Origin of the sequence: Neobacillus niacini (genome assembly GCF_023715785.1) — a bacterium.
GTDB lineage: Bacteria > Bacillota > Bacilli > Bacillales > Cytobacillaceae > Neobacillus > Neobacillus niacini_E.
In genome coordinates, this window is record NZ_JAMBOX010000008.1 from 53974 (window position 1) to 79966 (window position 25993).

General features: G+C 40.5%; 15 protein-coding genes. 3 read left to right on the forward strand and 12 right to left on the reverse strand.

The window, feature by feature from the left end:
- Positions 1 to 11: 11 nt before the first annotated feature.
- Complete coding sequence (locus tag M3234_RS15225; RefSeq protein ID WP_262305547.1) at positions 12 to 320, reverse strand: hypothetical protein; 309 nt, start codon at positions 318 to 320, stop codon at positions 12 to 14.
- A 631-nt stretch (positions 321 to 951) separates the two neighbouring features.
- Between M3234_RS15225 and M3234_RS15230 the strand changes: the two genes are divergently transcribed.
- A complete protein-coding gene (locus M3234_RS15230) occupies positions 952 to 1710 on the forward strand; it encodes a DUF4230 domain-containing protein (RefSeq protein WP_262305548.1) in 759 nt (252 codons plus the stop codon).
- A gap of 292 nt (positions 1711 to 2002) precedes the next feature.
- Here the strand turns inward: M3234_RS15230 and M3234_RS15235 are convergent, their stop codons facing one another.
- From M3234_RS15235 to M3234_RS15265, 7 genes are all read right to left on the reverse strand, one after another.
- On the reverse strand, positions 2003 to 2836 hold the full coding sequence (locus M3234_RS15235; RefSeq protein WP_262305549.1) for a carbohydrate ABC transporter permease: 834 nt from the start codon (positions 2834 to 2836) through the stop codon (positions 2003 to 2005).
- A gap of 12 nt (positions 2837 to 2848) precedes the next feature.
- Entirely contained in the window at positions 2849 to 3793 is a 945-nt protein-coding gene (locus M3234_RS15240) for a carbohydrate ABC transporter permease (protein WP_262305550.1), read from the reverse strand.
- Between the two features lie 161 nt (positions 3794 to 3954).
- Positions 3955 to 5568: a response regulator transcription factor gene (locus M3234_RS15245; protein ID WP_262305551.1), complete on the reverse strand. Its 1614-nt coding sequence runs from the start codon at positions 5566 to 5568 to the stop codon at positions 3955 to 3957.
- On the reverse strand, positions 5546 to 7375 hold the full coding sequence (locus M3234_RS15250; RefSeq protein ID WP_262305552.1) for a cache domain-containing sensor histidine kinase: 1830 nt from the start codon (positions 7373 to 7375) through the stop codon (positions 5546 to 5548). The genes M3234_RS15245 and M3234_RS15250 overlap by 23 nt, the downstream gene beginning before the upstream one ends.
- Before the next feature lie 93 nt (positions 7376 to 7468).
- Positions 7469 to 8827: an ABC transporter substrate-binding protein gene (locus tag M3234_RS15255; protein ID WP_262305553.1), complete on the reverse strand. Its 1359-nt coding sequence runs from the start codon at positions 8825 to 8827 to the stop codon at positions 7469 to 7471.
- 189 nt (positions 8828 to 9016) lie between these two features.
- Complete coding sequence (locus M3234_RS15260) at positions 9017 to 9832, reverse strand: YesL family protein (protein ID WP_262305554.1); 816 nt, start codon at positions 9830 to 9832, stop codon at positions 9017 to 9019.
- 77 nt (positions 9833 to 9909) lie between these two features.
- Complete coding sequence (locus M3234_RS15265; RefSeq protein ID WP_262305555.1) at positions 9910 to 11682, reverse strand: glycoside hydrolase family 2 protein; 1773 nt, start codon at positions 11680 to 11682, stop codon at positions 9910 to 9912.
- Between the two features lie 352 nt (positions 11683 to 12034).
- Between M3234_RS15265 and M3234_RS15270 the strand changes: the two genes are divergently transcribed.
- Both M3234_RS15270 and M3234_RS29685 read left to right on the forward strand, forming a co-directional pair.
- Positions 12035 to 16747: a beta-xylosidase family glycoside hydrolase gene (locus M3234_RS15270; protein ID WP_262305556.1), complete on the forward strand. Its 4713-nt coding sequence runs from the start codon at positions 12035 to 12037 to the stop codon at positions 16745 to 16747.
- A 34-nt stretch (positions 16748 to 16781) separates the two neighbouring features.
- The gene (locus tag M3234_RS29685; RefSeq protein WP_396953958.1) at positions 16782 to 16979 is read left to right on the forward strand and encodes a winged helix-turn-helix domain-containing protein; all 198 of its coding nucleotides are present in this window, start codon (positions 16782 to 16784) and stop codon (positions 16977 to 16979) included.
- An 18-nt stretch (positions 16980 to 16997) separates the two neighbouring features.
- Here M3234_RS29685 and M3234_RS15275 read toward each other — a convergent pair whose 3' ends face one another.
- The 4 genes from M3234_RS15275 to M3234_RS15290 form a co-directional block, all read right to left on the reverse strand.
- Positions 16998 to 22727 carry a phosphodiester glycosidase family protein gene (locus M3234_RS15275; protein ID WP_262305557.1) on the reverse strand — a complete coding sequence of 1910 codons (5730 nt, stop codon included), beginning with the start codon at positions 22725 to 22727 and terminating at the stop codon, positions 16998 to 17000.
- A gap of 279 nt (positions 22728 to 23006) precedes the next feature.
- Entirely contained in the window at positions 23007 to 23627 is a 621-nt protein-coding gene (locus M3234_RS15280; protein ID WP_262305558.1) for an NAD(P)-dependent oxidoreductase, read from the reverse strand.
- Between the two features lie 262 nt (positions 23628 to 23889).
- On the reverse strand, positions 23890 to 24258 hold the full coding sequence (locus tag M3234_RS15285) for an SET domain-containing protein (protein WP_262305559.1): 369 nt from the start codon (positions 24256 to 24258) through the stop codon (positions 23890 to 23892).
- Between the two features lie 195 nt (positions 24259 to 24453).
- Positions 24454 to 25869 (reverse strand): degradosome RNA helicase CshA, encoded by a 1416-nt coding sequence (locus M3234_RS15290; protein WP_262305560.1) that lies wholly within the window; start codon positions 25867 to 25869, stop codon positions 24454 to 24456.
- Positions 25870 to 25993: the final 124 nt, after the last annotated feature.

Genomic DNA, 25993 nt, shown 5'->3' on the forward strand with positions numbered 1-25993 from the left:
ATGCAAAAGGACTACTTCTGTATGATTTCAGAATAATATCGTATAACCTTATCCTTACTTTTTGCATACTCTATTTCTTTTTCTGTGCTGGTTCCAATATATCCGTTAACATCAATGACCACGATTTGATCCGACATATCAATCTTCCGATGATGCAGTTCCTCAAAGAGTTTTTCTTGCTCTTTGGTTGTTTTTATCCCTTCACTTTGTTCGAAAAAACCAAGGCTTAATACAATATTCCCCTGCAGTGTAAGGGCAGCTTCCATTTCTCGAAACTGTTTCTTGAATTTTGTCGAACCGCATAGCGTAATTACTTGCATTGTATTCTCAACTCCCATATAAACACACTTACTATTTTTCCTGTTGAAGTTTTCTTAAGTAGTAAGTAATTCGACAATTCTCGCCAAAATCCCTTTCGACACTATCCCTAGTACCTTATCAAATTTCAAAAAGCGTATCTATGTTGATAAAAAATGGGGGAAACGTTTTAAAAAAACCATTAAGTCCTATGAGGAAATGGCCTTTCAATTCAACGATCAGCTTACGGAAAAGGGGATCACTGCTTATATGTAAAGAGAGTCATCACTCCAAGTAGGGCCACTCTTCTCTTTGAATACCCCTTTTAATCGATAAACAAAAAAATTATTTCTACTGAACTATTAACTCCTTATTCACTCAAAAGTTTGGTATATTTTTAGATAAGGGATAATTTTACATTGGAGGGGTATCATTGATAAAAAAAGAGTTCAATTAGGACCATTTTGCCGGTTAGTACAACTAAAAATATTTGAAAAAGACCGCTTAAAAAATGGGGGCAGTCCCCATTCAGGTAAAGCTTTAAAGCAGCTGGGGACTGACCCCAAAATACTAGTATAAAATTTCTTTATGTGAGGCATTATTAAAATTCCTCACATAATAGATTAGTGGATGATAAGGATAAAGGTGAAAAAGATGGATACAAATAGAGAAAAAGACGAAAAAATTGCACAGCTAGAAAGACTATTAATAGAATTAAAGGAAGCACAACAGCAAAGTGCGGCAGCTATTGCGGTAGATTATAACTCAAGGACCTTTTCTCCACCGAAAGGAAAATTTAAGTTTTTCTTAAAAGCGGGTAGATTAAATATTATTTTGGCCATCCTTGGTTTATTAGTCCTCGCTTTAGCAGGAATTGGAATTTGGCTATTTACGGGCAGTAACTCCAAACAAGAGTCTGTCATCTTTGTTGAACATGTTCAAGAGCTATCCACATTGGCAACAGCTGAAGCTCATATGAAGGCAGTTATACACAAAGAGGATAATAAGATTTTCGGGAAAGACATCGCTAAGAATCTGCCAGGAACGAAGCGAGAACTATTATTTATTGTACCTGGGACGGTCATTGCTGGTGTTGATTTGAAAGGGATTACTTCTAAGGACATGGATATTAATGAAAAAACAAAAGTAATAGATATTACCCTTCCTCCTGCCAAGCTCATCCAGGAACCGTCATTACAGATGGATAAAATAATAACCTATGAAAATGGTGGGCTTTTCCGTGCTGATACTAAAATGGATGAGGGGTTTGACAAGGCCGCTGAGGCACAAGAGCTAATGCGTAAAGAAGCCAAATCTATTGGTTTACTAGATACTGCAGAGAAAAATGCAGAAAAAGTGTTAAAGGAATTTTTTAAGAATATTGGTTATAAGGTAAATGTCACGTTTAAGTAAAAGGAAGGCCTGCCCCTGCTACCTGGGACAGGCCTGTTCTGTTATTTACTGGGGGAACCATGAGGTTTGTCGAATTCTACTTATTGTACAAATCGCCAATCATTATTATCACAGGTAAACCTTTAAAGCATTTCTATCGCAGCCATTCTTTTGTCGTGAGCATGGCTTTCTGCATGATCTACTATGTAAAGACTGATATTCTTTCGTTTTACAACAAAAAAAGCGGCCTTCCTATTTGGGATAACCGCTTTTACGAACTTAGATTCCGATGATCGGGGGCGAACTTAGCTCCTTACCCTTTTACTCCTCCTAATGCAATCCCTTCAATCACTTGTTTCTGGCCAATAATAAAGACGATCACTAACGGCAGAATCGCTGATACTGCTGCCGCCATAATCAAGGAATAAAATTCACCATTGATGGTGGAGAATTTCTGCATTGCTACCGGAATTGTTAATAAACTGTCAGTACGCAAGAAAATCAGTGGGTTTTGATAGTCATTCCAGGTCCAAATAAATCTGAGTATCCCATACGTCGCAATTGCCGGTCTAACAATTGGCATAGCTATGGACCAAAATATCTTCCAGTGCCCTGCACCATCAATTTTTGCAGCTTCAATCAAGTCGTTAGGAATACTCATAAAAAATTGCCTCAGCATAAACGTTCCCAAAACACTAAAACTGCCGAGTAACACCAATCCCAAATGGCTGTCGAATAAGCCAATTTTTCGGTATAAAATAAATTGGGGAACGAGAATTGCCTGCTGCGGTACCATATAAGTTGCCAATACAAAAATAAACAGGACTTTTCCCAATGGGAATTTGACCTTAGAAAAACCGTAAGCGGCAAGTGAAGATATGGTAACGGAGATCAGTGTAGTTAGTACCGTTACTTTAATCGTATTCAAGTAATAAATGTAAAATGGATGTTTTCCAAACCAAACTTCCTTATAATTAGCTACACCATTCCATCTTTCCGGAATCCACTGAATTGGAAATTTAAAGACATCTGCTTCAATTTTAAAAGATGCCGAAAGCATCCACGCAAATGGTAATAGGAACAGGATGCTGCAGGCGAGCATAATGATTGTGATAATACTTTTTCTAATAATTAATGACCTTGCCATGTCTTCCCCCCCTTAATAATTCACCCATTTTTTCTGCCCGACCCATTGAATTACCGTAATTGTGAATACAACTACGAAGAGTACAACAGCCATGGCTGAAGCTGGGCCAATCTTCAAATTAACGAAAGCGGTTTCATACAGATTCCAGACAATCATGGAGGTAGAATTTATTGGCCCACCCTTTGTCAGTACGGCAATAAGGTCAAACACCTTAAAGGTTGCAATAATGCCGGTGATAAATAAGAAGAATGACGTGGGTGAAATCATCGGCAAAGTAATGTATCGAAACTTCACCCAGGCATTTGCGCCATCAATATCTGCCGCTTCATATAAATCCTTTGGAATGTTCTGCAGTCCTGCTAAATAGACAATCAAGTTAAAACCAATGGATACCCATACCTGAATAAGCATAATAGAAAAGAGAGCAAAATTGGGATCAGCAATCCATTTCGGCGGATTCTCCATTCCCAAGGACATAAGTACCTGATTTATCGGCCCGGCTGATGGATGAAAGAGAACCTGCCAGACAACCGCAATAGCTACAATACTTGATATATACGGCATAAAAAAGGCTACTTTAAAATATCCTTTGAAAAATACATTTCGATCAATGATAATAGCCAATAGGAGTGAAATCATCATGCAGGTCGGTACAGTTAAGATAAAGATTGCATTATTCATAAGTGATTTTAAAAAGGCTTTATCTTGGAACAATCTGATGAAATTATCGAATCCCACCCATTTCAATTCTGAGAGCGGGGTGATAAAGCTCCAGTTTACGAAACTAAGAACAAAAGTAGCGATAATTGGGAGCATCACTAGGATGGAAACCCCGAGGAGCATTGGCGATACAAAAAGCAAGCCTATTAAATTTTCAGTTTTCTCCTTACGGACCTTTCTCTGTTTTGGAGCTTCTGATACCTTTACAGGTGTGGTGAGTTCAGTTTTTAAACTCATTGTCTTCACCTCGATTTTTAGTATATTTCTATTATAAAGTAATGGCAGATTCGTCTATTAACGGTATTTTGATAAATACATACACAATTTTGACTTCTTCCTATATGTGAGTTTTTTTGAGAATGAAAAAAATCCAGCATCGAAATGATCTGGACTTTTTGTCATCCCTTCCCGCCCCGATACTCGATAGGGGTGACGCCGACATAGTTTTTAAATATCTTGATAAAATAGCTTTGATTATCATAACCAAGCCTGTCGCATATTTTTCCCACGGAGTCTGTTGTTTGTTCTAGCAATTCCTTTGCCCGGTTTATTTTTATCTTCGTGACGTATTCTACAAACGTTTCTCCAACTTCTTTCTTGAACAAGCGGCTAAAGTAGCTTGGATTTAAATACAGGTGGCTAGAAACCTCTTCCAAGCTAATCTTCTTCTCCAGATTCATTGCCACATATTTAAAAGCATCCAAGATTTCTTTACGCCGAGTTTGCTCATATACTTCATTAACCAAGGAGAGGAAAGAATGAAAATTATCTATAAGCCATGACTCCAACTCACCCAAAAATTTTACCTCTAAAATTTCTTCGTACATGGATTCAATCGTTTGTTGGGCCCGAAAAAACTGTAATGCGCTCAGCTTTACCCTCAAATCCAATACTAATTTAAGGACCCATTCTTTTACCAATTCAGGTGGGAACTGACCATGTTTTAGAAACGAAATCCATTTGGAAACAAAACGATTAATGCTATCCTGATCCCTAAGCATCATTAACTCTCTCATATGTGCTGCAGCCTCATCATATTTGGACAATAAATCTTCAGATCGTGCCTCAGGCATTTCCTTTCTTTCTACAATCTCCCCAGGCTCCAAATAAAAACTTTGATGCTTGCTATTCTTTAAAAGCACTAACTCCCGCTTAAACTCTATCATCGTACTGCAGCCTTCACCAATAACAAACGATAACGATATATTAAGTGTACTTTTTATTGATTGCTGAATTCTTCTCAAACATTCCCTAACATCAGAAACTGAACTCTTTTTTAACTTTAAAGAGGAGGGAATAAATACAAAGAACTCCCTGGCACCCAGCTGAAAATGGACTGAATCTTGCCGGAATCTTCCAACCTTTTCTGATACAACATTATTAATCGCAAATGTCAGCGCATCTTCTGATTTAAATTTCTCCTTTATAACTTGGAAATGATGAATCATCGCAATGGCGCCCATATACCCGGTCTTGCCAAAATCAAGGCCAAACGTTTTTGCCTCTATCAGCCATTCTTTCTCATTCAGGTCAGAAGAGTCGATGGTTTTCCTGATGAACCGTTCTTTAATACTCTCCTTGTTTTGATTAAACATCTGTTTTAGCTCGATTACCTTCGAGGCTTTATTGTTTTTTTCATCGAGATTTTTCTTAAATTTCCTTATAAGATCGGATAATTCCTCAGGGACAAAGGTGTCTTTAATCAGATAATCTTGGACCTGCAGCCTGAGTGCCTGATGGGCATATTCAAAATCGGCATGGCATGATAAAATCGCAACCTGTAAATTAGGATTTAACTCCTTTAATTTCTGCGTCAATTCAATGCCATTCATTTTCGGCATGCCAATATCCGTGATTAATATATCAGGCATGTCCGCTAACGCTTTTTCAAAGGCACTGGCGCCATTTTCATGCATGCTTTTTAGTGTCACTCCAAGCTGATCCCATTCAATTACTTCGGATAACAATTGTAATACCGGATAATCATCGTCAACTAGCATTACTTTGTACATCAGCATTTCCTCCTTTTTGAATGGTTAAAATGACCTTTGTACCTACTCCAGGTGAACTTTGAATATCCATTTGAAATGATCTTCCAAAGGTGATAAACATTCGTTCATAAACATTTGACAGTCCCAATGATGAGAACCCTTTATTATTCTCATGATTGCCTTGTTCGATTCCATTCGATTGATTTAACCTGCTTCGCAATAGACTTAATGTTTCCATATCCATCCCCAGTCCATTATCTTCAATCTTAATCACCCACTGATTTTCTGCCAATTCTGACTTTACAATGATCGTTCCTGCTCCCTGATTAAGGCCGTGAATAATGGAATTTTCGATAATCGGCTGAAGGATAAACCGTGGAAACCGCTCTGAATAAGACACTTCATCGACCTGTATTTCCACATTGATCTTCTCTTTTTGCCGCATATTCATGATATTGATATAGTCTGAGATAATTTGGACTTCTTCACGAAACGTGACTATTTCTTTATTTTTGTCGATTGTCATACGAAGCAATTTGGACAAGGAACTGATCATCTCTGCACTGTCCTTATCTCCTTTTACCAATACCTTCATTCGGATCGAATTAAGGACATTAAACAGGAAATGGGGGTTGATTTGTGCTTGAAGCATCGCCAGCTCTGCTTTTCGTTTTCTTTCCTGTGTAAATTTGATTTCCTCAATCATTTCATTGACACGGTCCAGCATATGGTTGAAGGATTCAGACAATCTCCCAACCTCATCGTAGCTCCGAAGGCGGGAACGAATCGATAAATTGCCCCGTTTAACCGCCTCAGCAATAGTCCCTAAGTAGACCATTGGTTTCGTGATCGTTCGCAACAGATACGTCATCAAAAGAAGAAAAATGGTAAAAGAAAGAACATGAACAATAAACACTTTATTAAAAATCTCATTAATTTGGTTTACAGCTTGTTTATATGGAATAATCGAGACCAACTTCCATCCCACAAATGAAATATTGTGTTCCGCAATTAAATAATTTCGATTTGATATTTGGAAAATATTAGAGGAATTTATTTTCACGAGTTGGTCACTATATTGAAATAGGTCACCGATTTTGGAATCCTCCTGATGAGAAATGATATGGTTTGATGAATCCAGAATCATCATTTCCTCACTACCATGAAGCTTTTCAAATACTTGATTCACCTTGTTTTCCATGATGGTGACGAGTACATACCCATAAATCTTTAAGTTTTCGTCCCTTAAGGTCCTTCCAACTGATATTTGGTAAGGATTGTTCCTTTGTTCGGAATTAATCATGGTCGGCTGGCTTGCAATCCAGGCCGACTCATATCCTTGTAATTTATTTAATTGCTTAAACCAATCTTTCGTCACTAAGTTACTAGGGTCGAATTCATAATAAGAATAGTTGGTGTACGACTTCCCATTTTTTAAAATAATCGTTACGTACGCTTTTTCTCCGACCAATGTTATATTTTCAATCGTTCGATTAATTTTGCTTTCATCGATATACCGTTTATAATCCGAATCGGATTCTGGTTTACTTTTGTCAACGCCTTTTAAAATGGTATTCATTTCGGCATCGAGTTGAATAAAATTGACAATGTACATCATATCTCTCAAGAGTTTCTCTACATATTCATTTGCGATTGTCAGTTCCCGGTTCGCATTGGCGAGCGCCTGATTCTTTAACGTATCTTTTGTTAGATAGTTATAGATAAATAGCGTAATCGTTGCAGGGATGACCAAACAAATAATCGAAATGAAAATGACTTTAAAACGAAAAGAACGAGGTGCCTTCATACGCTGTTTTTTATTCCACACATGAGGTCCCCCTTTCTAATAGAAAGATGGGGCTGTAATAAATTACAACCCCTCTTAATAAATTATCATTTTAATTCAACTAATTGTCTATGATTATTTGTTGTTTTTAATAATCTCCTGAACTCTTTCCTCTGAAGCTTTAATCGTCTTGTCAATATCCTGCTCGCCAAATGTCAATTTTTCATACTCTTCACTGATCACTTTATAGATTTCCGCTTGATAGGATACCGGTGGAATAATCTTAGATGATTTTGCATTTTGTAAAACGAAAATCAGAGAGTCTTTATCGACTTTTTCAGGCGTTTTTTGGGTGCTGAGAATCTTGTCGACAATACCGGCTAAATCAGTTTCACTTACTTTATTCCAAGATGGGACGCTTTTACCTTGAACAATTTGTCCTTCGGTAGTATACCAGCGGATAAAGGTATAGGCTTCTTTTTTGTGTTTTGATGCGGAAGCAACTGACATATAGTCGGTCGTAACCGGTGCATAACCCTTACTGTCTTTTTTATTTTTCGGATATGGCGCAACTGCAATATTGAAGTTTAACGGGAATTGATCGGTCCCGCCAAGTTCGGTATTCATCCAGCTGCCAATAACGATGGTGCTTGCATCCTGATTAAAGAACTGGTTACGGTAATGAAGCTTCTGAGATAAAATATCAGAATATGGAACAGCAGACTTGTCTTCTTTTTCCATTTTCATTCTTAGTTCAAGCGTCTTCTTGAATAATGGATTGCCGACATTTGACTTGCCATCCGCAGTAATAAATTCAGTATTATCAGCCTCACTCGCCTGTGCAAGTTTCGTAAACTCCATCCAGCCGCCATTTTGTGGTCCATGGAAGTATGTCCCATAATGGCCGTCACGCGTCAATTTCTTTGCGTATTCAGCAAATTCATCCCATGTCCAATCTTTCGGCACCTCAAGACCAGCTGCATTTAAATGGTCTTTGTTTAAAAGAACATACCAAGGGTTGAATTTACCTGGCAGCGCATGATACTTGCCATCAATTTGTGTATCTACTTTGTATTCTTCGGAAACCTTATATCCCTCTTCCTTAATGAACTCATCAATGGGAGCCGTCATTCCCATGCCTACACGCTGGGCATAAAATGCCGGGTCAGTAAACATCAGCACATCCAGTTGCTCTCCAGATGCAGCCGCAAGATCGAGCTTTTTAATGGCTTCCACCGAATCTCCCTTTTCACTGAGAAGCACTAAATCAACTTTGATGTTAGGGTACTTTTCTTCAAATGCCGCGATAGTGGTCTTCCAGTTGTAATTTTCTTCCGTACCATGGGTATGGAATTTAATCGTGACTTGTTCCTCTTTTTTTGGATCATCCGATGACGAAGATGCCTTTTCCTTGTTATCATTTCCTGAACATGCGGATAGGACAAGACAAACTAACATGGTGAAGATTAACATTGACCAAAGTTTTTTCTTCATTACTTTTCCCCCTACCTAATATATTGGAAACCCTTACATAAAAAGTGTAGCAAATTCAATTTTTACGAGTATATCAAAAAATTTACTGGTTATAGGACTATTTTGACAACAATTACGTTTATAGGAAAAAAAGAAGAAAAGGATTATCACCAGTGCTGTCTATTTCTATGGTTGTTAAAATAGACAGCACTAAGGAGCTAGTGGATTATATTGTTTCGAGATTTTGCTAAACAAAAGATTAGAAATATACATTAGGATATAGCTTAAACCACTACCAAAAAAGAGGAGGCCAACACTATTAAATACAATGCTGATTAAAATTACACATATTACAGAAAAAATCATGGTAGCGGTATGCAATGGATAAGAGATTCCGATAAGAAATGCCGTTTTAATATATTGCAGCGTCTTATATTCGTAATGGACATACACTGGGAAAATATAAATCATGACAACCAGAAACAGGAAACCAACACCAAGTAAACAACCTATTAAGACCGGCTGCAAAAATCCTTGTAAGGAACTAATTAAACGCCAATCAAGATATAAGACAATGCTGATTCCTGCTAACACAGTTCCCAGACAATTCGCCTTCCAAAATTCTTTTTTATAGTTTTCCAAAAAAAACGAAAAGACAGGTATACCAGTTTCCCCCTTAATCCATTTGCGAAAAATGGAAAACATCGCCACTGTTGACGGAGCTGCCCCAAGAACAAACAAACCAATCCCCATAAAAAGGAGCCAGAGAAGATTTACATAGACTAAACGGGAAATCCATTGACAAAGACTATAAAGTTTATCCATCCAGGTAGATCCCATAAGGATATTCCCCCTTTTTTCATAGACGTTCTTTGAATAATTAATTTTACTAGAAAAACCCGGCCATGATTTACCATCTTTTTGACTAATATCGGAAATATTTTTACATCTTTTTTTCCATATGAGGGCTGGAATAAAAAAAGACTCCGCCGCTAAGCTAAAAGCGATAGAGTCTTTGTCTCCCAATTCGAATATATAACAGTCTATTTATCATTTCATCTATCTAAGCTTCCCATACTGATGGCAACCCATTTGTGATAGCGTTATTTATTCTTATAGAACTCCTGCATGACGTAAAAAGCTGGCTTTTTATAGCTCTTGTCTGCAGAAAGCAGTCCCTTTGTATTGTAATAATTTTGAGTGACTGGATGCAGTCTCCGAGGACAGCGAAAATCATAAAGAATCCATGGGCTAGTTCCTTTAACATAAGAAATTTTCCCTATTACCTCTACTTGTTTCTTGTATATGTCAAGCTGGCAGTCCTCGGTACCCTTGTCATCGATTGTCCCTCGATGTCCTGCCTTGGCATCAGCACCAAACTCAGTCATTACAACTGGTTTACCCAGCAGGCTGTTCTCGAATAGCTTGATCAAATCGTTGAAATTCGTCTGATACCAGCCGTAATATTGATTCGCCCCGATAACGTCCAAGTACTCGGCTAGTCTGTCATCAATTATATGGTTAACATGATCAAGCATACATGCAGCGGACACAAGCCTAGTCGGATCCAATTCCTTCGCCTTTAGGGCAAGTGAACTCATAAACTTAAGCCTCGCCTCCGAATCGGCATTCTCATTGCCTACTGACCAAATAATGACGCTAGCTCGATTGCGGTCCCTTTTAATTAGCTCCGTTAGCTGATTCTCAGCATCCTTATACGTTTCTTCATTATGAAATTGGATAGCCCAATAAACAGGGATTTCCTCCCACAGCATGATTCCCATTTCATCAGCCAGTTTGGCTGCTTTTTCTGTATGAGGGTAATGAGCAAGTCTCATGTAATTACAGTTCATTTCCTTGGCCAGTTTGAAGTTTTCAATAATTTCATCATCCGTAATGGCCTTACCATTCAACACGCTTTCTTCATGCGTGCTGATTCCCTTAAGAAAAATCTTCTCTCCATTCAAAAGAATGTCTGTTCCCTCAACTCGAATTTCTCTAAACCCGATTTTTTCGTGGATGACATCATCCTTATAAGCAACCGTCACAGCATAGAGCTTTGGATTCTCAGGACTCCATAGTTCCGGCTGTGCATCAAGTACAAAAAATCCTTTTCCGCCAGTTACCTCAAACGAAGTATGAATCCCAAGTTCGTCAATCGTCCATTCTGCACGGCCGTCAAGCTCCGTTCCATTAACAGCGAGTTCCACTTTGATTTTCGATAAATTACTGCCAGGCACCAAGCTGATGATTAAATCTTTAATAAATGTTGCAGGGAGGCGGATTAATTCTACATCCCGATAGATACCGCCGTAGTTAAACCAATCTGTATTCTCAGTAGGAACATTGCTCGGTTTGCGTGTATTGTTTGCCACTACAAGAATCCGGTTGGTTTCCTTCAGATCGCCGGTAACTTCTATAAAGAAGGGAGTCGAACCACCTTTGTGAAAGCCGAGATATTTCCGATTCAAAAAGATTTTAGCGTCATAATTGACCGCACCAAATTTAATAAAAACCCTCTCTTCGCCGTGGTTGGTATATAAGAAAGTTCGGGTGTAAACCGCACTTCCTTCGTAGTAGAAAAACTTCTCTTTTTGTGTATTCCAGCAGGAAGGAACCTTGATTTTCTCCCATTCATCAAAGCTGAAATCCATGGGATGCCTTCTACCTTCATCATCGAAGTATATTTCTTCATACCATTTAGCCCTAAGGCAAGTATCATACTGATCAATTCCAAAATTCCAAAAACCGCTCAGAGATTCCTTCTCCCTGCCACTATCGTAGACCATATTATGATGAGTAATACTTTTTGATAGATAGGGCTGTTCAAAATTTTCATTATGAAGATGATCGACAAAGTTTGGAGCTTTTTCCACCGAAAACACCTCTTTCTGTTATCATACACCATCCATTAAACCTCTTAGGTTAACTCAGAACAAGAAAGAGATTTGACTAAAATCAAAATATTTTTACCTAAATACTTTTTCAATCGGCTGGGAATGTCAAATTATTTTCAAAATAGTCAAATAATCATTATTTAAAAGCTGTTACATTAAGAATATATGAATGTTCTCCGATAAGCTTCAATGCGTTCAAAATAGATAGCGCTTTCAAACTAGGAGAAAAAACAATAGGGAAAGGAGTGGATTGGTATTGTAGTGCTTTTTAGATAGTGAATTTTATTCGTAGCTAGGTTCAAAGGTAAATTTAAACTTTTAGGAGGCAAATATGCGAAAAAGTTTATCTATCATTCTTTTATTCTCTATGTTCGTAAGTCTTTTCACCGCTACACCAGGGATAACCAGTGCAGAAGAATCATCGGAAGCATCCAAACCAATGATCTCTAATGGAGTCGAGGGACTAGATGCATCTACTGGACCTTTTGGCCCCAATGTTTATGTATTTGATGAATCAACCCCAGATTCAGAAATTCAAAGAATTAGTAACGAAGTGTTTAAAAAACAAGAATCAAATGAATTTGGAAAAGAGAGATATGCTCTACTCTTCAAGCCAGGTACATATAACGCAAACATCAGAGTAGGCTTTTACACACATGTAGCCGGCCTGGGGCAAATGCCCGACGATGTCACCATAAATGGTGGTGTAACGGTTGATGCTGAATGGTGGAATACGCCGCCCGGGAATGCTACCAAAAACTTTTGGCGTGCGGCTGAAAATTTCGCCATTAAACCTGCCTCTGGCACCAATAAATGGGCCGTATCACAAGCGGTGCCTTTTAGACGAATGCATGTTCAGGGCAATCTGCAGCTTCATGACGGAGGATGGGCAAGCGGAGGCTTCCTTGCTGATTCCAAAATTGATAATCAAATTACTTCCGGAGGACAACAGCAATGGTTTACTAGAAATAGTGAAATGAAAAACTGGTCTGGTGGACTTTGGAACACTTTTTTTCTTGGAGTCGATAATCCACCTGAGTCTAACTGGCCTGTAAATTCAAATACAGTTATTAACGAAGCACCAATTATGAGGGAAAAACCTTTCCTAACTATAGACGAAAATGATCGTTACCATGTTTTTGTTCCAGACCTTCAGACTGACACGAAGGGAACCACCTGGGCAAACGGGCCAACCGCTGGAAAATCAATACCTATAGAACAGTTCTATATCGCCAAACCGGAAACATCTGATGCTGCAAGCATAAATGCAGCACTTGATCAGGGGAAACATATTCTGTTTACCCCAGGTATTTACCATCTGAATGAGACAATTCGAGTAACAAGACCTGACACGGTTGTGCTTGGCCTTGGATTCGCCACTCTGATGCCGCACGGCGGAGTTGCCGCTTTATCGGTTGCAGATGTAGATGGCGTAAAAGTTGCTGGACTCCTATTCGATGCCGGCTCTGAAAGTTCGCCTACTTTAATGGAAGTCGGACCGAAAGGAAGTTCGGCAGATCACTCTGCTAATCCTACATCTCTTCACGATCTATTCTTTAGGGTTGGAGGCGGAGATGCTGTCGGCAGAGCTGACGTCAGCCTTAAAATAAACAGCAACAATGTTATTGGCGATCATTTCTGGGTATGGCGGGCCGACCATGGCAAAGATGTTGCGTGGGATTTAAATACGACCACAAATGGCCTTGTTGTAAACGGGAACGATGTAACGATATATGGTTTGTTTGTGGAACACTTTCATGAATACCAAACGTTATGGAGTGGCGAACATGGCCGCATGTACTTCTATCAGTCCGAAATCCCGTATGATGTTCCTGACCAAGGTAGCTGGATGAGTAACAACGGTACTGTGAATGGCTACGCTTCCTATAAAGTGGCAGATACAGTGACAACACACGAAGCCTATGGACTTGGTATTTATTCCTTTTTTAGGGATGCGGCTGTGAAACTGAATAGCGCAATAGAGGTCCCTTATACTCCGGGCGTAAAAGTTAAACATGCGACCAGTGTGTTTTTAGCTGGTATGGCGGGAAGTGAAATCACCCATATAGTGAACAATTTTGGTGAAGCCGTAACCTATGCTGGCCACAGGAAAACCATTACGGAATACAGCGGGCGAAACGTAAACGTTACTGACATCACCGTAACGGGTGAAGGCGGAGCAACTAGTATTACAACGAAAGGCGGCACGCTGCAAATGTCTGCTGCTGTGACTCCAGCCAATGCGGATGTCACAACAGTCTCTTGGTCTGTTGAAAACGTTACCGGCAAAGCCACAATTGATTCTTCAGGGTTGTTAAAGGCACAGGACGACGGAACCGTGAAAGTAATCGCGACAGCACAGGACGGATCTGGTGTCACTGGGAGTAAGACAATTACCATCAGCGGCCAAACGATGATTTTGGGGAATGGCTGGACATGGGTAAGAGAAAACAAAGATAATTGGGCGATTGACCCCAAAAATGCGAATGTAATGAAATTAACGACTCAAGAAGGAAGTTGGGGCGGAACGAAGCCGAGTCTTCTTCTGAGGAATCCTGGGACAACTGAGGATTTTTCCATCTCCACCAAGCTGAAGTTTGATGCAACCATGGGCTTTGAATGGGCGGGCTTGATTATTTATCAGGATGATGGCAACTTTATCTCCTTGGGCCGCCAGGCAAATGGATCAAACCCTGGTGCTGCTAAACAAATCAGGTTCTCCCAAGGAAAAAGTAGCCCGAACCTAGTGCAAACGGATAAAAATTACCCGGACCCGGTGACACCTGGAGATATCTATTTAAAAATCGAAAAAACAGGCAATACTTATACCGGCCATTTTAGTTCTGACGGAATTACATGGACTCAATTGGCCGATACCTTTACGATTTCACTAACGAATCCCAAAGTGGGGATTTTTGTACGGAAATTAAATACTTCTATTCCTGTTAAGACTGCGGAGTTTATGAATTTTACTTTAAATGATCGAATCATTCCGTTCTGGAATCCTGTTGCATCCATAACTGTAATGGGAGAAGGCGGAGCTGCAGCCATTACGGCTAAAGACGGTACACTGCAGATGTCAGCTGCGGTACTGCCCGAAAATGCCGATAACAAAACAGTCATTTGGTCCGTCTTAAATCCGGACGGTACGGAAACAGACAAAGCAACTATTGATGCTGATGGACTTTTAACTGCTGTGAAAGATGGACAGGTGAAAGTCGTGGCAACTGCCAAAGACGGTTCCGGTGTTACCGGCAGCATGACGATTAATATCAGCGGCCAAACAGTACGAGATTATGGGAAGGTAACGCTCACATTGGATAAGACGGAACTGTGGCCTGCAAACAATAAGTTGGTTCCGATCCATGCAACACTGCAATACGATGGTGACCCGAAAGATATTTCCGGGGTATCATTAACATCAATTACAAGCAATGAACCGGCAAAGAACGATATAAGCGGCGCTAAATTTGGCACTACTGATTATGACTTTGAACTGCGCGCCACACGTTTAGGGAAAGGAAACGGAAGAGTATATACAATTGAGTATACGATCACCTTTACATCTGGGGAAGTAACAACGGTAACAGGAATCGTGACTGTTCCGCACGATAAAGGGAAAGGAACCCCTGGCAAAAATGAAGAAGGGAAAGAACCCGGCGATAATGAGGGAGGTATTGATCCCGGCGATACGAATGACCCACAATGGAAGCTTGTGTGGAGCGATGAGTTTGATGGCAATGCATTGGATGAATCCAAATGGAACTACGTCCAAGGTGGAGGCGGCTATGGGAACAACGAACTGCAGAACTATACGAATCGTCCTGAAAATATCCGTATTGAGAATGGGAAGTTAGTGATTGAAGCACGAAAAGAGAATTATCAAGGAAACCAATATACTTCTGCCATGCTGGATACTAAAAACAAAGGCGATTGGACTTATGGCCGATTCGAAATCCGCGCCAAATTACCTGAAGGTAAAGGGATGTGGCCTGCCATCTGGATGATGCCGACCAGCAATGTATACGGTGGTTGGCCGGTTGGAGGCGAAATTGATATTATGGAATTGCTCGGTCATGATCCGGGCAAGGTGTACGGAACGATTCATTATGGCAATCCTCATGTACACTCTGGAGGTAATTATACACTTCCCGACAACCAAAAGTTCACGGATGATTTCCACACATTTAGTATCGAATGGGCTCCGGGTGAAATTAAATGGTTCGTTGATGGACATCTATACGCCACCAAAAACGATTGGTTTAGCAAAAGCAACAATGAGGTGGCGGATTACCCTTATCCAGCACCTTTTGACAAAGACTTTCATCTCCGACTAAATCTGGCGGTTGGCGGCGATTGGCCGGGAAATCCTGACGCAACCACGGATTGGTCGACACCGAAACAAATGCTTGTTGATTATGTTAGAGTATACAGCTATAACGGACAATATCCGGAACCTGGACCGCGTCCCGGCAAAAACTTAAGCAGTGGATGGTCTTGGGTGAGAGAAACCGGCAGCCATTGGTACGTGGAAGGCAATCCAAAAATCATGAAAATTACGACCCAGGATGGAAGTTTTACGAACACGCAAACAGCTAAGCCCAGCAATATATTGTTAAGGGATCCTGTCACAAACGAAGCTGGTGATTTTACAATTTCCACGAAAGTCAAATTTGATGCCACGCAAAACTTTGAATTTGCGGGACTCATCGTGTATCAAGATGACAAAAACTATGTATCCCTAGGGAGAGCGTTCTCAGGGAGCAAGATCATCAGGTTTACGGAAGGTCGCAATGGCGGAGCAATTGACAAAAATTTCACTGACACTATGAGCGCACAAGACGTTCATCTAAAAATTGAAAAAACTGGTGATAGGTATAGTGCATTTTATAGCAGTGATGGTGAAAATTGGGCGTATGCCGGTTCCATCGATATTTCGTTGACAGACCCCAAAGTGGGCATCTTCACAAGGAAATTAGGCCCAGCTGCCAAAACTGCCGAATTTCAATATTTCGAAATGAACGGCAATCAAATTTCGTTTTAAAACTAATAAAATGGAGGCTATGATCAGCATGATCATGGCCTCTTGTTATAAGGGGCTTTTCTATCCAGATCAAATTTTTTCAAAAGAACAAATCATCAATACCGTATATAAAAAGAATGAAAAAATCATCAATGAACGAACAGTAGATGTTCATATCAAAAATTTAAGGAAAAAAAGTGCCTGTCCTCCCCCTCGAATGATGTCGATGAGTTTGACAAAATACGGGTGGTGACAGGCATATTTTTAACACCTATTGTTTCTGTTTTACTCTTTGTTTAAACAAGACCGTTCCCCCCATAAGCAGGAGGATGATTCCAGCAAACAGCCAGTTATACATGTTTGTTGCGGTGTCTGGCAGTTGTCCTTCTGTTGATGGATTCGCTTTTTTGTTTGTTTCTGTGCCTGGTACTTGTTTTTCTGTTGATGGATTTGCTTTTACCAGATCATTTGGATGGAAGACGCCATACGTACTTAAGTGCTTCGTCATGGCTTTAATCTGGCCATTTTCGAATGTGCCCCCGATTAATTCCCACTCCTTTTTATCTGGATTCCAATAAAATACTTTTAATTCTTCAGGATGTTCCACTCCACTTACAGGGAAAGCAAGCTGTATCTCATGGGCAAAATGACTGATGATGTTATCTCCCTGTTTGATTGTGAAGTCATACACAGCCCCTGCTACCAAATTGGATGAAGGAAGCTTTTCAGGGGTTTTTGCGACTCTTTCCATGCTAATCACAAGGTTTTCCCCTTTTGCGAAGTTTGCGGCATCTACTAGAAGCTCCACATCATCTTTAACTATTTTAATTTTAGCCCGGCGATTGATGAGCGTTTCCAGCTGGCCTGCCGTAAATTGAATCGTTGTGACTTCGTCCAGACCCATCTTCAATTCAACCACAAGTGTTCCTTCTTCATCTAGCTGATTGATTTGGTCATCAGAAACGGTTGCATTGACTCCATCTTTTACAGGAGTGACCCGTACTTCCTTTTGAAGACGAGGCACGTCACTAGAGATCACATTTATGGTGATCGTGATCGTTTTCTCATGTTGTCCATCACTTACCAGAATGGAAAGTGTATAAACTGCTTTGGCTGCTGCATGTAACTTCGCTGCATCGGCAACCGTTATTTCTCCGGTCTTTTCATTAATAGCAAACGTTCCTTCATTGTTCCCGGAAGAGATTTTGTATGTTAATGCATCACCATCGGCATCACTTGCCTTAACAGTGCCGACTACTGTTCCATTTTCAGTCTTCTCATCAATGGTAAACGAGGCATCATCCGCAATCGGTGTGTGATCATTCAAATTATTGAGATGAATCGTTACGTTTGACTTTGCGATATGCACTCCATCACTCACTTGAATCTTAAGGGTAAAGCTCTCCACTTTTTCATAATCCAATTTTCGGGAATCCGCTACCACGATTTTTCCTGTTGCCTCATCAATCCCAAACGCACCCATTTCGTTACCACTTATGAACCGGTAGCTTAACGGATCCTGATCTGCATCGGCGGCTTCCACGATACCAACCGTTGTGCCGTTCGCGGCATTTTCATCAATTGAATAATTCTCATCCTTCACAGTTGGCGCATTGTCATTCAGGTTATTTAATGAAATGTTCACCAATACCTCCGTTGTAAAAATTCCATCACTTACCTGGACAGTGAGCGAAAAGCTTTGAATCGTTTCATAATCTAGTTTTGACGAGTCCGCAACAGTCACTTTTCCTGTACTAGAATCGATCGCAAAAGCGCCCTCATCGTTTCCTGCAGTAATCCTGTAATCTAAATGGCTGTTACCATTCTCATCCGTTGCCGATACAGTTCCTACTTCCGTATCATTTGCTGCATTTTCATCAATCGTGGCGGTAAATCCCTGCCCAACTGGAGATATCTCATTTCTAATGGTAAATTGATCCAGGGTTTCCCCATCAGATGTAACCGTAGTAAAGGTGATTTGGTCTTTGTCAACTTTGGCCCGAATTGAAATGGCGATATTATCCATGTTGACAAACTCAAATTTTTCATCGGCAATCGCATCATAGTGCTTTTTACCTGTTGTGCCTGTGACCATATAAACTGCTCCGTTTGGATCTTCCTGCCCGGCTTTTAACTTTTTCGTTCTGCCATAAGCATGATCGTGGCCGGAGAATACAACGTCAATTCCTAATTCATCGACAACTGGCGGCAATTTTTGTTTCATGATTTCGTTCCCGCCAAATGGGTTGGTGTAGTAAGGTGGTTTGTGTGTCACCAATATCTTCCAAGGTTTATTGGATTCTTTCACATCTTGTTTCAGCCACTCCAATTGTTTGTCAAGAACCTCCGCGCTATCCGTATAGCCTATAACACTGATATGCAGGTTATGGTAATCAACTGAATAGGTCCCGCCTTTGTCCGCATCTGGTCCATTTTTAGGGAGGTTAAAGATGGCCCTTGCCAGCTGTGCATCAGGATCTCCCATGTATTCGTGATTACCAAGGTCTACAACAAAATCTGTTGCACGAATGTTGCTGTATTGACTTAAAACTTTTAATGCACCGTCCCATTGATAAAACTTTGACGATTCATCAATCAAATCTCCTACATGGATCATGAATGATAAATCTCTATTATTTAAATCCCCAAGGATTTTTGAGAAATCACTCAAATCTGCCGGTGATTGTGTATCGCCTAAAATAGCAAATTCAAAGCTTTCCTGATATTTTAATGTGGAGAATTCCTGGATATCTGACCAGTTTTCCCCATCCCCGACACGGTACACATATGTGGTATCCTGTTTCAAATTCTTTAAGGTTACTGCGTTTACGCGGACAATCCCATTTTTCAAAGGATCTTGTTCACCAGAGAAAACCTGGTTACTGGAAGTGCCTTTCACCGTTTCCAGTGACTGTTCTCCCTTCGTGTCAAAATCCATCTTTTCGGCAAATTGGATAACAGTCTGATCTTTCGCTAACGGGCTGGACATCCATGAAAATGCTTTTTCTTGATATGGATTTCCGGTTGGATTTGAAATAATGTTTTTTATTTCAGTCGCAGCTGCAAGCGGCGGATAAGTCTGCGTATTCATATTAAACGAATATTTTCCATCTTTTACGGCAAATAAAGCGATTTTCTTTACTTCATTTGTAATGGCATCCACAACAAGTGACCCTTTATCATCAGTATTCCCAAGAAGAACAGGCACCTCGCTGCCTTCGATCAGAACGAAAACTTCAGCCCCGGAAACTGCTTCATTCTTATCATTTATCACTGTTATCATTGAAGGCTTTCCAATTAGTACCGGGTCTGCCTTCAGATTAAACGCACCCTTCACATCTGCGCTTTCAGGACGCATCGAAAACGTTGAAATAAAGCTCTCTTCTTTTGGCACGTTGTAGGCCAGGTTTGCTTCCACTATTTCATAGGCTGCCTTACTTCCTTCTTTTGTCGAAGCTGGAATCCGGATTGGAATGGTTGCCACCTCAGCTTCTGCTGCAGTTTCACCACTGTTCACCAGATTTAAGGTGAGAATGCCGGTTAGTGCATCATACTTTGAGGTGCTTGTTTTAAAACCATTGGAAAAAGTAACATTTTCCACCGGGAAGTTTTGATCGACTTGCAATTTAATCGAAGCACCTGTAATCTCAGATACATTTGTTGCCTTTATGGAGAGTTCAAATACATCACCCAGAAAAGCTTGCTCGTGTTTTTTGGAAAGCGCCAGCTTTGCTGATCCGGTGTTTACTGTAAAATAAACCGTTTTAATGCCTTGGTTGCCATACTTATCAGGGACAATAAAGGTTGCCTGATGGGTTCCATCCGCCCATGTTAACCCGGATAAGGAGACTGTGCCGTCCATATCATATGAAAAGTGGCCAGCTGATTTGGAATAGTCTTTTCCATCCACGAGAATCCTGATTTTCTCCCAATCAATTCCGGTTTTAAATGGGTCATCTTCATACTCAGTCACGTCTGCTTTCAGATTAACAGCATTGGTTGTGAAATCCTTTCCATCGACGTTGATCGACTGAATCACAGGAGGATATAAGTCATCGACTTTTTCACCATAAACAGCTCTAATATTATCGATATAAATGGTGCCTTTTGTCATCGGTCCGACTTTGCCTGAATTCGTCGACATTAAGCGAATGGCTTGAGTTCCGGATAGTTTGTACGGCCCGGTAAAGGCGGAAGGTATTTCTGCCTCAATGTATTTCCAACCCGTCCAATCAATTCCCGGAACATTGTTATTTAGGTCAATGGTTTGGGTTTTGCCTTTACCGTCGACAATGTTCATTCTCAGCCAGTAGCCCTGTGCTTCAGGAGTGGCGTACACCCACATTCCGAAGCTAGTTGGATTATCGGGAATGTCAATGTTTGAGCCGGGACCTGCATAGGCGCCAAGAGTGGTTCCGGTTTGAGCATTCGAAAGATCAAAATCCATTTTTAGCGCTTGATCCCCAAATCTTACCGGTTCCGGAAAGGAGGATAAACTAACCGCTGCTTTTTCTCCACGGCCGACAACTGTAGATTTCCAGCCTCCAAGCCCGTTTTCAAAATCAAATAAGACTTCAGGAAGCTTGCCGACTGAAACTTTGATTTGCGCTGTGAGATCAGTTCCTTTCAAGCGAGCCGTGATGTTCCCTGAAACTGATTTTTCTCCTGTGTGAAGTACGCCGGATGCATCAATGGTTCCCATTCCTTCAGGGATTTCAAACTCTATATCCTGTGTGTTCCATTTCACGTTTCTCTTTTGGAAGTTAGTAGACAGGATTAAATCCACTGTACTATTTTTCGCGGCAGTCAGTTCCTTAGAGAAAAAAGACATCTCGTCCGGCCGGGCTATTTCAACAATACTTTTTCCGACCTCTTTTCCCTGATATTTCACGATGACATCAAACTGTCCGGTTTTTCCACTTGATAAAAATTGGCCATTTCCATCGATAGTACCAAAGGATGGATCAGACAATTCCCATGTAAGTCCGGAAGCCGGTAATGGAGCGGAAGCCATGGATTTGTCTCTCCCCTTGGCAGTGAAGGAAATCGCTGAACCTGGTGTAAAGGACTGATCATATGGTGCTATGTATGCAGATTCAAAGACACGATCGGATGGTTCTTTTGTAACAACCAGCCACGTGTTTGCGACACTTCGTTCTGAACGGTCAGAAGGCAAGTTGTCAACCTCAAGGTTATCACCGCCCAGTTCGCGGGTTGTGAAGGTGGAGGATCCGCCTCCGTCAAGGTTCAGTGCCTGTACGGCGCCTAAATCTATCATTAATTGAGCTAAATCGGGCATAGAAATGCCGGCTGAATAAGGTTCCTGCCTGCCATCTATTACAACAAAAAAGACATCGCCGTCCGCTTTAATCCCAACCGCTGTCCGCGGCTCTTTATCCGCTCCTGTTTGCGGAGTTTGATAGATTTTGCTGTTTTTTACGAGAATAGCATTACCACCAAGTGCTTCCTTTAGTTGGTCTTTCATTCCCTCGTACTCAGCTGCGTCACCGATTACCGCTTCACCTGATTTTTTAATGCCAAAAAATTTATGCGATGAGCCATTCTGGGCTTTCACAGCCTGTCCATCTTTGTAAACAATGCCAATAGGTTCGCCTGTAGCCATATTGTAAAAGTCGGCATTGACCGCAGCGACCACTTTATGATTTTCGCCATCTGCTGCCTTTGCCTGCTGTCTGACAGGCTGCAGACCATAAGCTGTCCCGTCATTTGGGGTACCTGCTTCGATCGCGGTGCTTGCGTTTTGCATATCCACATCGACTACAAAACTCTCAATCTTTTTCCCGTCTTTTCCTTCAAAGCTGTAATGCTTTTCCACAATACCTGGGGCAAGGTCTGCCTGGTATTCATTTATGGGTGTCTGAATGAAGGTAGAGTGTAAATCAAAACTACCCAAAGCGGATGCCAAACCCGGGGAAATCACACTGCTTGCTATGGCAATAGACAATGTGATTGGCAGAAGCTTTTTCTTCCATCTCCTCATAACGCAACCTCCAACAAAGTTTTTTACGCTGTCAAAATCTGAGTAATTTTGACAATTATTGGCGCAACCTCTATGATATCTAAATATTATTAATCTACTGTATTTTTTGTGTAATTTTTCTATTATTTTTATGAGAAGTGGAAATCTGAAAAAATACTCTAGGAAAAAAAACGGAACGATTGGAGGTAGAAAAATGAAAAAGTTAAATGGTTATGCAGGAGAGGAAATCAAAGAGATGAATGCAAAAAGAGCCAAAATACGCAAGTAGTGTAAAAATTATTAGTAGGCAATCCCTACACGTGATTTTTTATAATCGCTTGCTTTTATCTGTTTATAGGCAAATTCTGCTGTATCCGGTACGGATATCTTCGCTCCTCCCTCGGGCAAAAAGTTTCGTTCTATCCGATAGTTGCCTACCCTTTCTCCATCCGGCAAATACGTAGGACAGACAATCGTCCATTCGAGAGATGATTCTTTAAGCATATTGTAAACTTTATGATGTTCTTTCGCTGCACGGGTTGACCTCCGCTTTGATTCACTTGTTTGATAACGCAGGGAATTTGGCGTGGTTCTACTTTGCAGAATACCCGCGGTACCTATTGTTATGATTCGTTCTATACCTTCGTTTTCCATCGCTTCGATCATAAGTGGCATACTTTCTGATAGAGTGGTTGTGCCATCAGTATTTAGGGCACTAATCACTACATCCATCCCATGCATGGCACGTACGATATCCTCTTTATTTAAAACATTCCCTTGTAAAATGGTTAAATTGTCATTTTTCAATTGGAACTTCTCTGGAGTGCGAACTAATACCGTAACATGATGTTTGTCATGAAGGGCAAAACTCACTATTTGACTTCCAACTCGTCCGGTTGCACCTAAAATTAAAATATTCATAAGAATGAGGCTCCTATTTTCATTATTAATTGTTTATTATAAATTTTAATTTTAATAAATCAACCTGTCGCTACCGTAATCTAGTCGATATGATTAAGGAGGTATTTTCACATGGCTATTGAATTTAAGCCAGTAAAAAGATCTTAATTTTCATCAAAACACAATGAGGGCTCAGCCATAAGAATCTAAGCCCCCCATTCATTTGAAATTTAACACATCCCCCATCGCAACATATTTATCCTTCCCTAAGGTTCTACACAATTTAATTAACGTCAAACCATAAGGGTTCATCGTCATCCGGTTCTCCATTATAGTTAATGAAAATTTCTTCTCCAGCCTTTATGTCGATTAGTGCATAAAAGTCAATTGTCCTATTTTCGAAATTGAGTTCAAAGATGGCATTTGGCGTATAGGAGTGGTTAAATAATGAACCATATCCTAATGCAAGTGCACACTCATCATGATCTGGATCCCACCAGAACACGTACTCCATCATAATCGTCTTTTTCAAATATTTGTAATCCTTACTAGGAGATACAATAACTGGAGCTTCATGGATCAGTTCACCATTATGAATGTCACGGGTTGCAAATATCCCTCTGCCATATTTTGATTTCTTTACTTCAATCATCTTTCTCCCACCGCCGTTATAAATATTATTGTTATTAAAGTATGTCAGCAGGTTCTCAGGTGATAAATGAAATGAGAAAATGGGGTGAGGGTATATATAGTTATAAAAGGGCAAAAAAAGAGGATGATAGCTGATATCATCCTCCTGTGTATTCATTCATAATCATTTCTTTTGAAGACCTGTAAGTTTTTCCGTTTACCGTTTACCATTTCCCCTTTTTCCCCCATACTCCCTTTTCCCTTTATAATTTCTCCTTGATTTGTCTTGTACCTTTATAGTAGATCTTTTGGCATATCGCGGTGCCTCGGAGGTTAGCTGAACGGGAATATCCCTCTGCTCCTTCGACAACAATTTCAAGGCAACTGAAACTAATGCGACTGAATCAAACTCGTCGAGCAATTCGCTTGCTGCACGTTTAAACTGTGTGTACTGCTCTTCTTCAACTAATTGAATCATCTTTTCTACTGCGGCTTGCTGTATAGACTCCTTCGCCTCTGCGACCGTCGGTATTGATTTACGATGGATCTTGCCTTTCGATGCTTTTTCAATACTGTGAATCTGTCCCTTTTCCCTTGGTGTAGCAAATGTAATGGCTAACCCCGTCTTTCCTGCTCGACCTGTTCTGCCGATTCGGTGAACATAACTTTCTGGGTCTTGAGGAATGTCAAAATTGTAGACGTGAGTAACTCCTGACACATCGATCCCCCTCGCAGCCACATCGGTCGCAACTAAAATATCAATGTGTCCCTCACGGAATTTATTCATTACAACATCTCGCTGTCGTTGATTTAAATCTCCGTGCAACCCATCAGCAAGATACCCTCTTTTATTCAATGCATCACTTAATTCATCCACGCGTCTTTTTGTTCTTCCAAAAATAACGGCTAATTCTGGGTTCTCCACATCTAGTAGACGGCAAAGCACTTCAAATTTATCTCGTTCATTAACCTCATAATAAATTTGCTTTACAGTTGGAGAGGTCACTTCCTTCGCTTTCATCTTTACTAACTCTGGATCCCTCATAAACCTTTCGGCAAGATTTTGAATCGGTTTGGGCATGGTGGCAGAGAACAGCAAGGTTTGTTTTTCTTCAGGGGTCTCTTTAAGGATTCGTTCGATATCCTCCAAAAAGCCCATATCCAGCATTTCATCGGCTTCATCCAAAACCACCACTGAGGTGCGGTCTAACTTTAGAGTTTTGCGTTTAATGTGGTCCAAAAGTCTCCCAGGTGTTCCCGTAATAATGTGTGGTCCCTTTTTTAATGCTTTAATTTGGCGATCTATAGACTGCCCTCCATAAATAGGAAGAGATGATATACCCATATATTTTGCCAGCCGATTGATCTCTTCTGAAACCTGAATAGCTAACTCTCTTGTCGGTGCAATGGCTATAGCCTGAACATATTTTTTGCTCGTATCCACTTTCTCCAAAATCGGTATGGCGAAGGCAGCCGTCTTTCCTGTACCCGTCTGTGCTTGACCAATAATGTCCTTACCCGTCAAAGCGACGGGAATGGCTTTCTCTTGAATAGGAGATGCTTCTTCAAATCCCATATCCCTAATCGCTCTTTGAATGGGCTCACTAATTCCCATTTCATGAAATGTTGTCATACTCAAAATTCCCTTCTTATGTGTTTACTATTTTTTATATTGGACTAAACTCTTTGATTGAATGCACAATGTAATTATAATTAAAAAATGGTCTCCTGGTCTGGAAACCATTCTCTTCAACGTA

Bases quoted from the DNA above. Each gene is read 5' to 3' on its own strand.
- M3234_RS15255 (WP_262305553.1), bottom strand. From the start codon at position 8,827: ATGAAGAAAAAACTTTGGTCAATGTTAATCTTCACCATGTTAGTTTGT.
- M3234_RS15290 (WP_262305560.1), bottom strand. From the start codon at position 25,869: ATGACAACATTTCATGAAATGGGAATTAGTGAGCCCATTCAAAGAGCG.
- M3234_RS15245 (WP_262305551.1), bottom strand. From the start codon at position 5,568: ATGTACAAAGTAATGCTAGTTGACGATGATTATCCGGTATTACAATTG.
- M3234_RS15275 (WP_262305557.1), bottom strand. From the start codon at position 22,727: ATGAGGAGATGGAAGAAAAAGCTTCTGCCAATCACATTGTCTATTGCC.
- M3234_RS15285 (WP_262305559.1), bottom strand. From the start codon at position 24,258: ATGATTGAAGTAAAGAAATCAAAATATGGCAGAGGGATATTTGCAACC.
- M3234_RS15280 (WP_262305558.1), bottom strand. From the start codon at position 23,627: ATGAATATTTTAATTTTAGGTGCAACCGGACGAGTTGGAAGTCAAATA.
- M3234_RS15240 (WP_262305550.1), bottom strand. From the start codon at position 3,793: ATGAGTTTAAAAACTGAACTCACCACACCTGTAAAGGTATCAGAAGCT.
- M3234_RS15235 (WP_262305549.1), bottom strand. From the start codon at position 2,836: ATGGCAAGGTCATTAATTATTAGAAAAAGTATTATCACAATCATTATG.
- M3234_RS15270 (WP_262305556.1), top strand. From the start codon at position 12,035: ATGCGAAAAAGTTTATCTATCATTCTTTTATTCTCTATGTTCGTAAGT.
- M3234_RS29685 (WP_396953958.1), top strand. From the start codon at position 16,782: ATGGCCTCTTGTTATAAGGGGCTTTTCTATCCAGATCAAATTTTTTCA.
- M3234_RS15225 (WP_262305547.1), bottom strand. From the start codon at position 320: ATGCAAGTAATTACGCTATGCGGTTCGACAAAATTCAAGAAACAGTTT.
- M3234_RS15230 (WP_262305548.1), top strand. From the start codon at position 952: ATGGATACAAATAGAGAAAAAGACGAAAAAATTGCACAGCTAGAAAGA.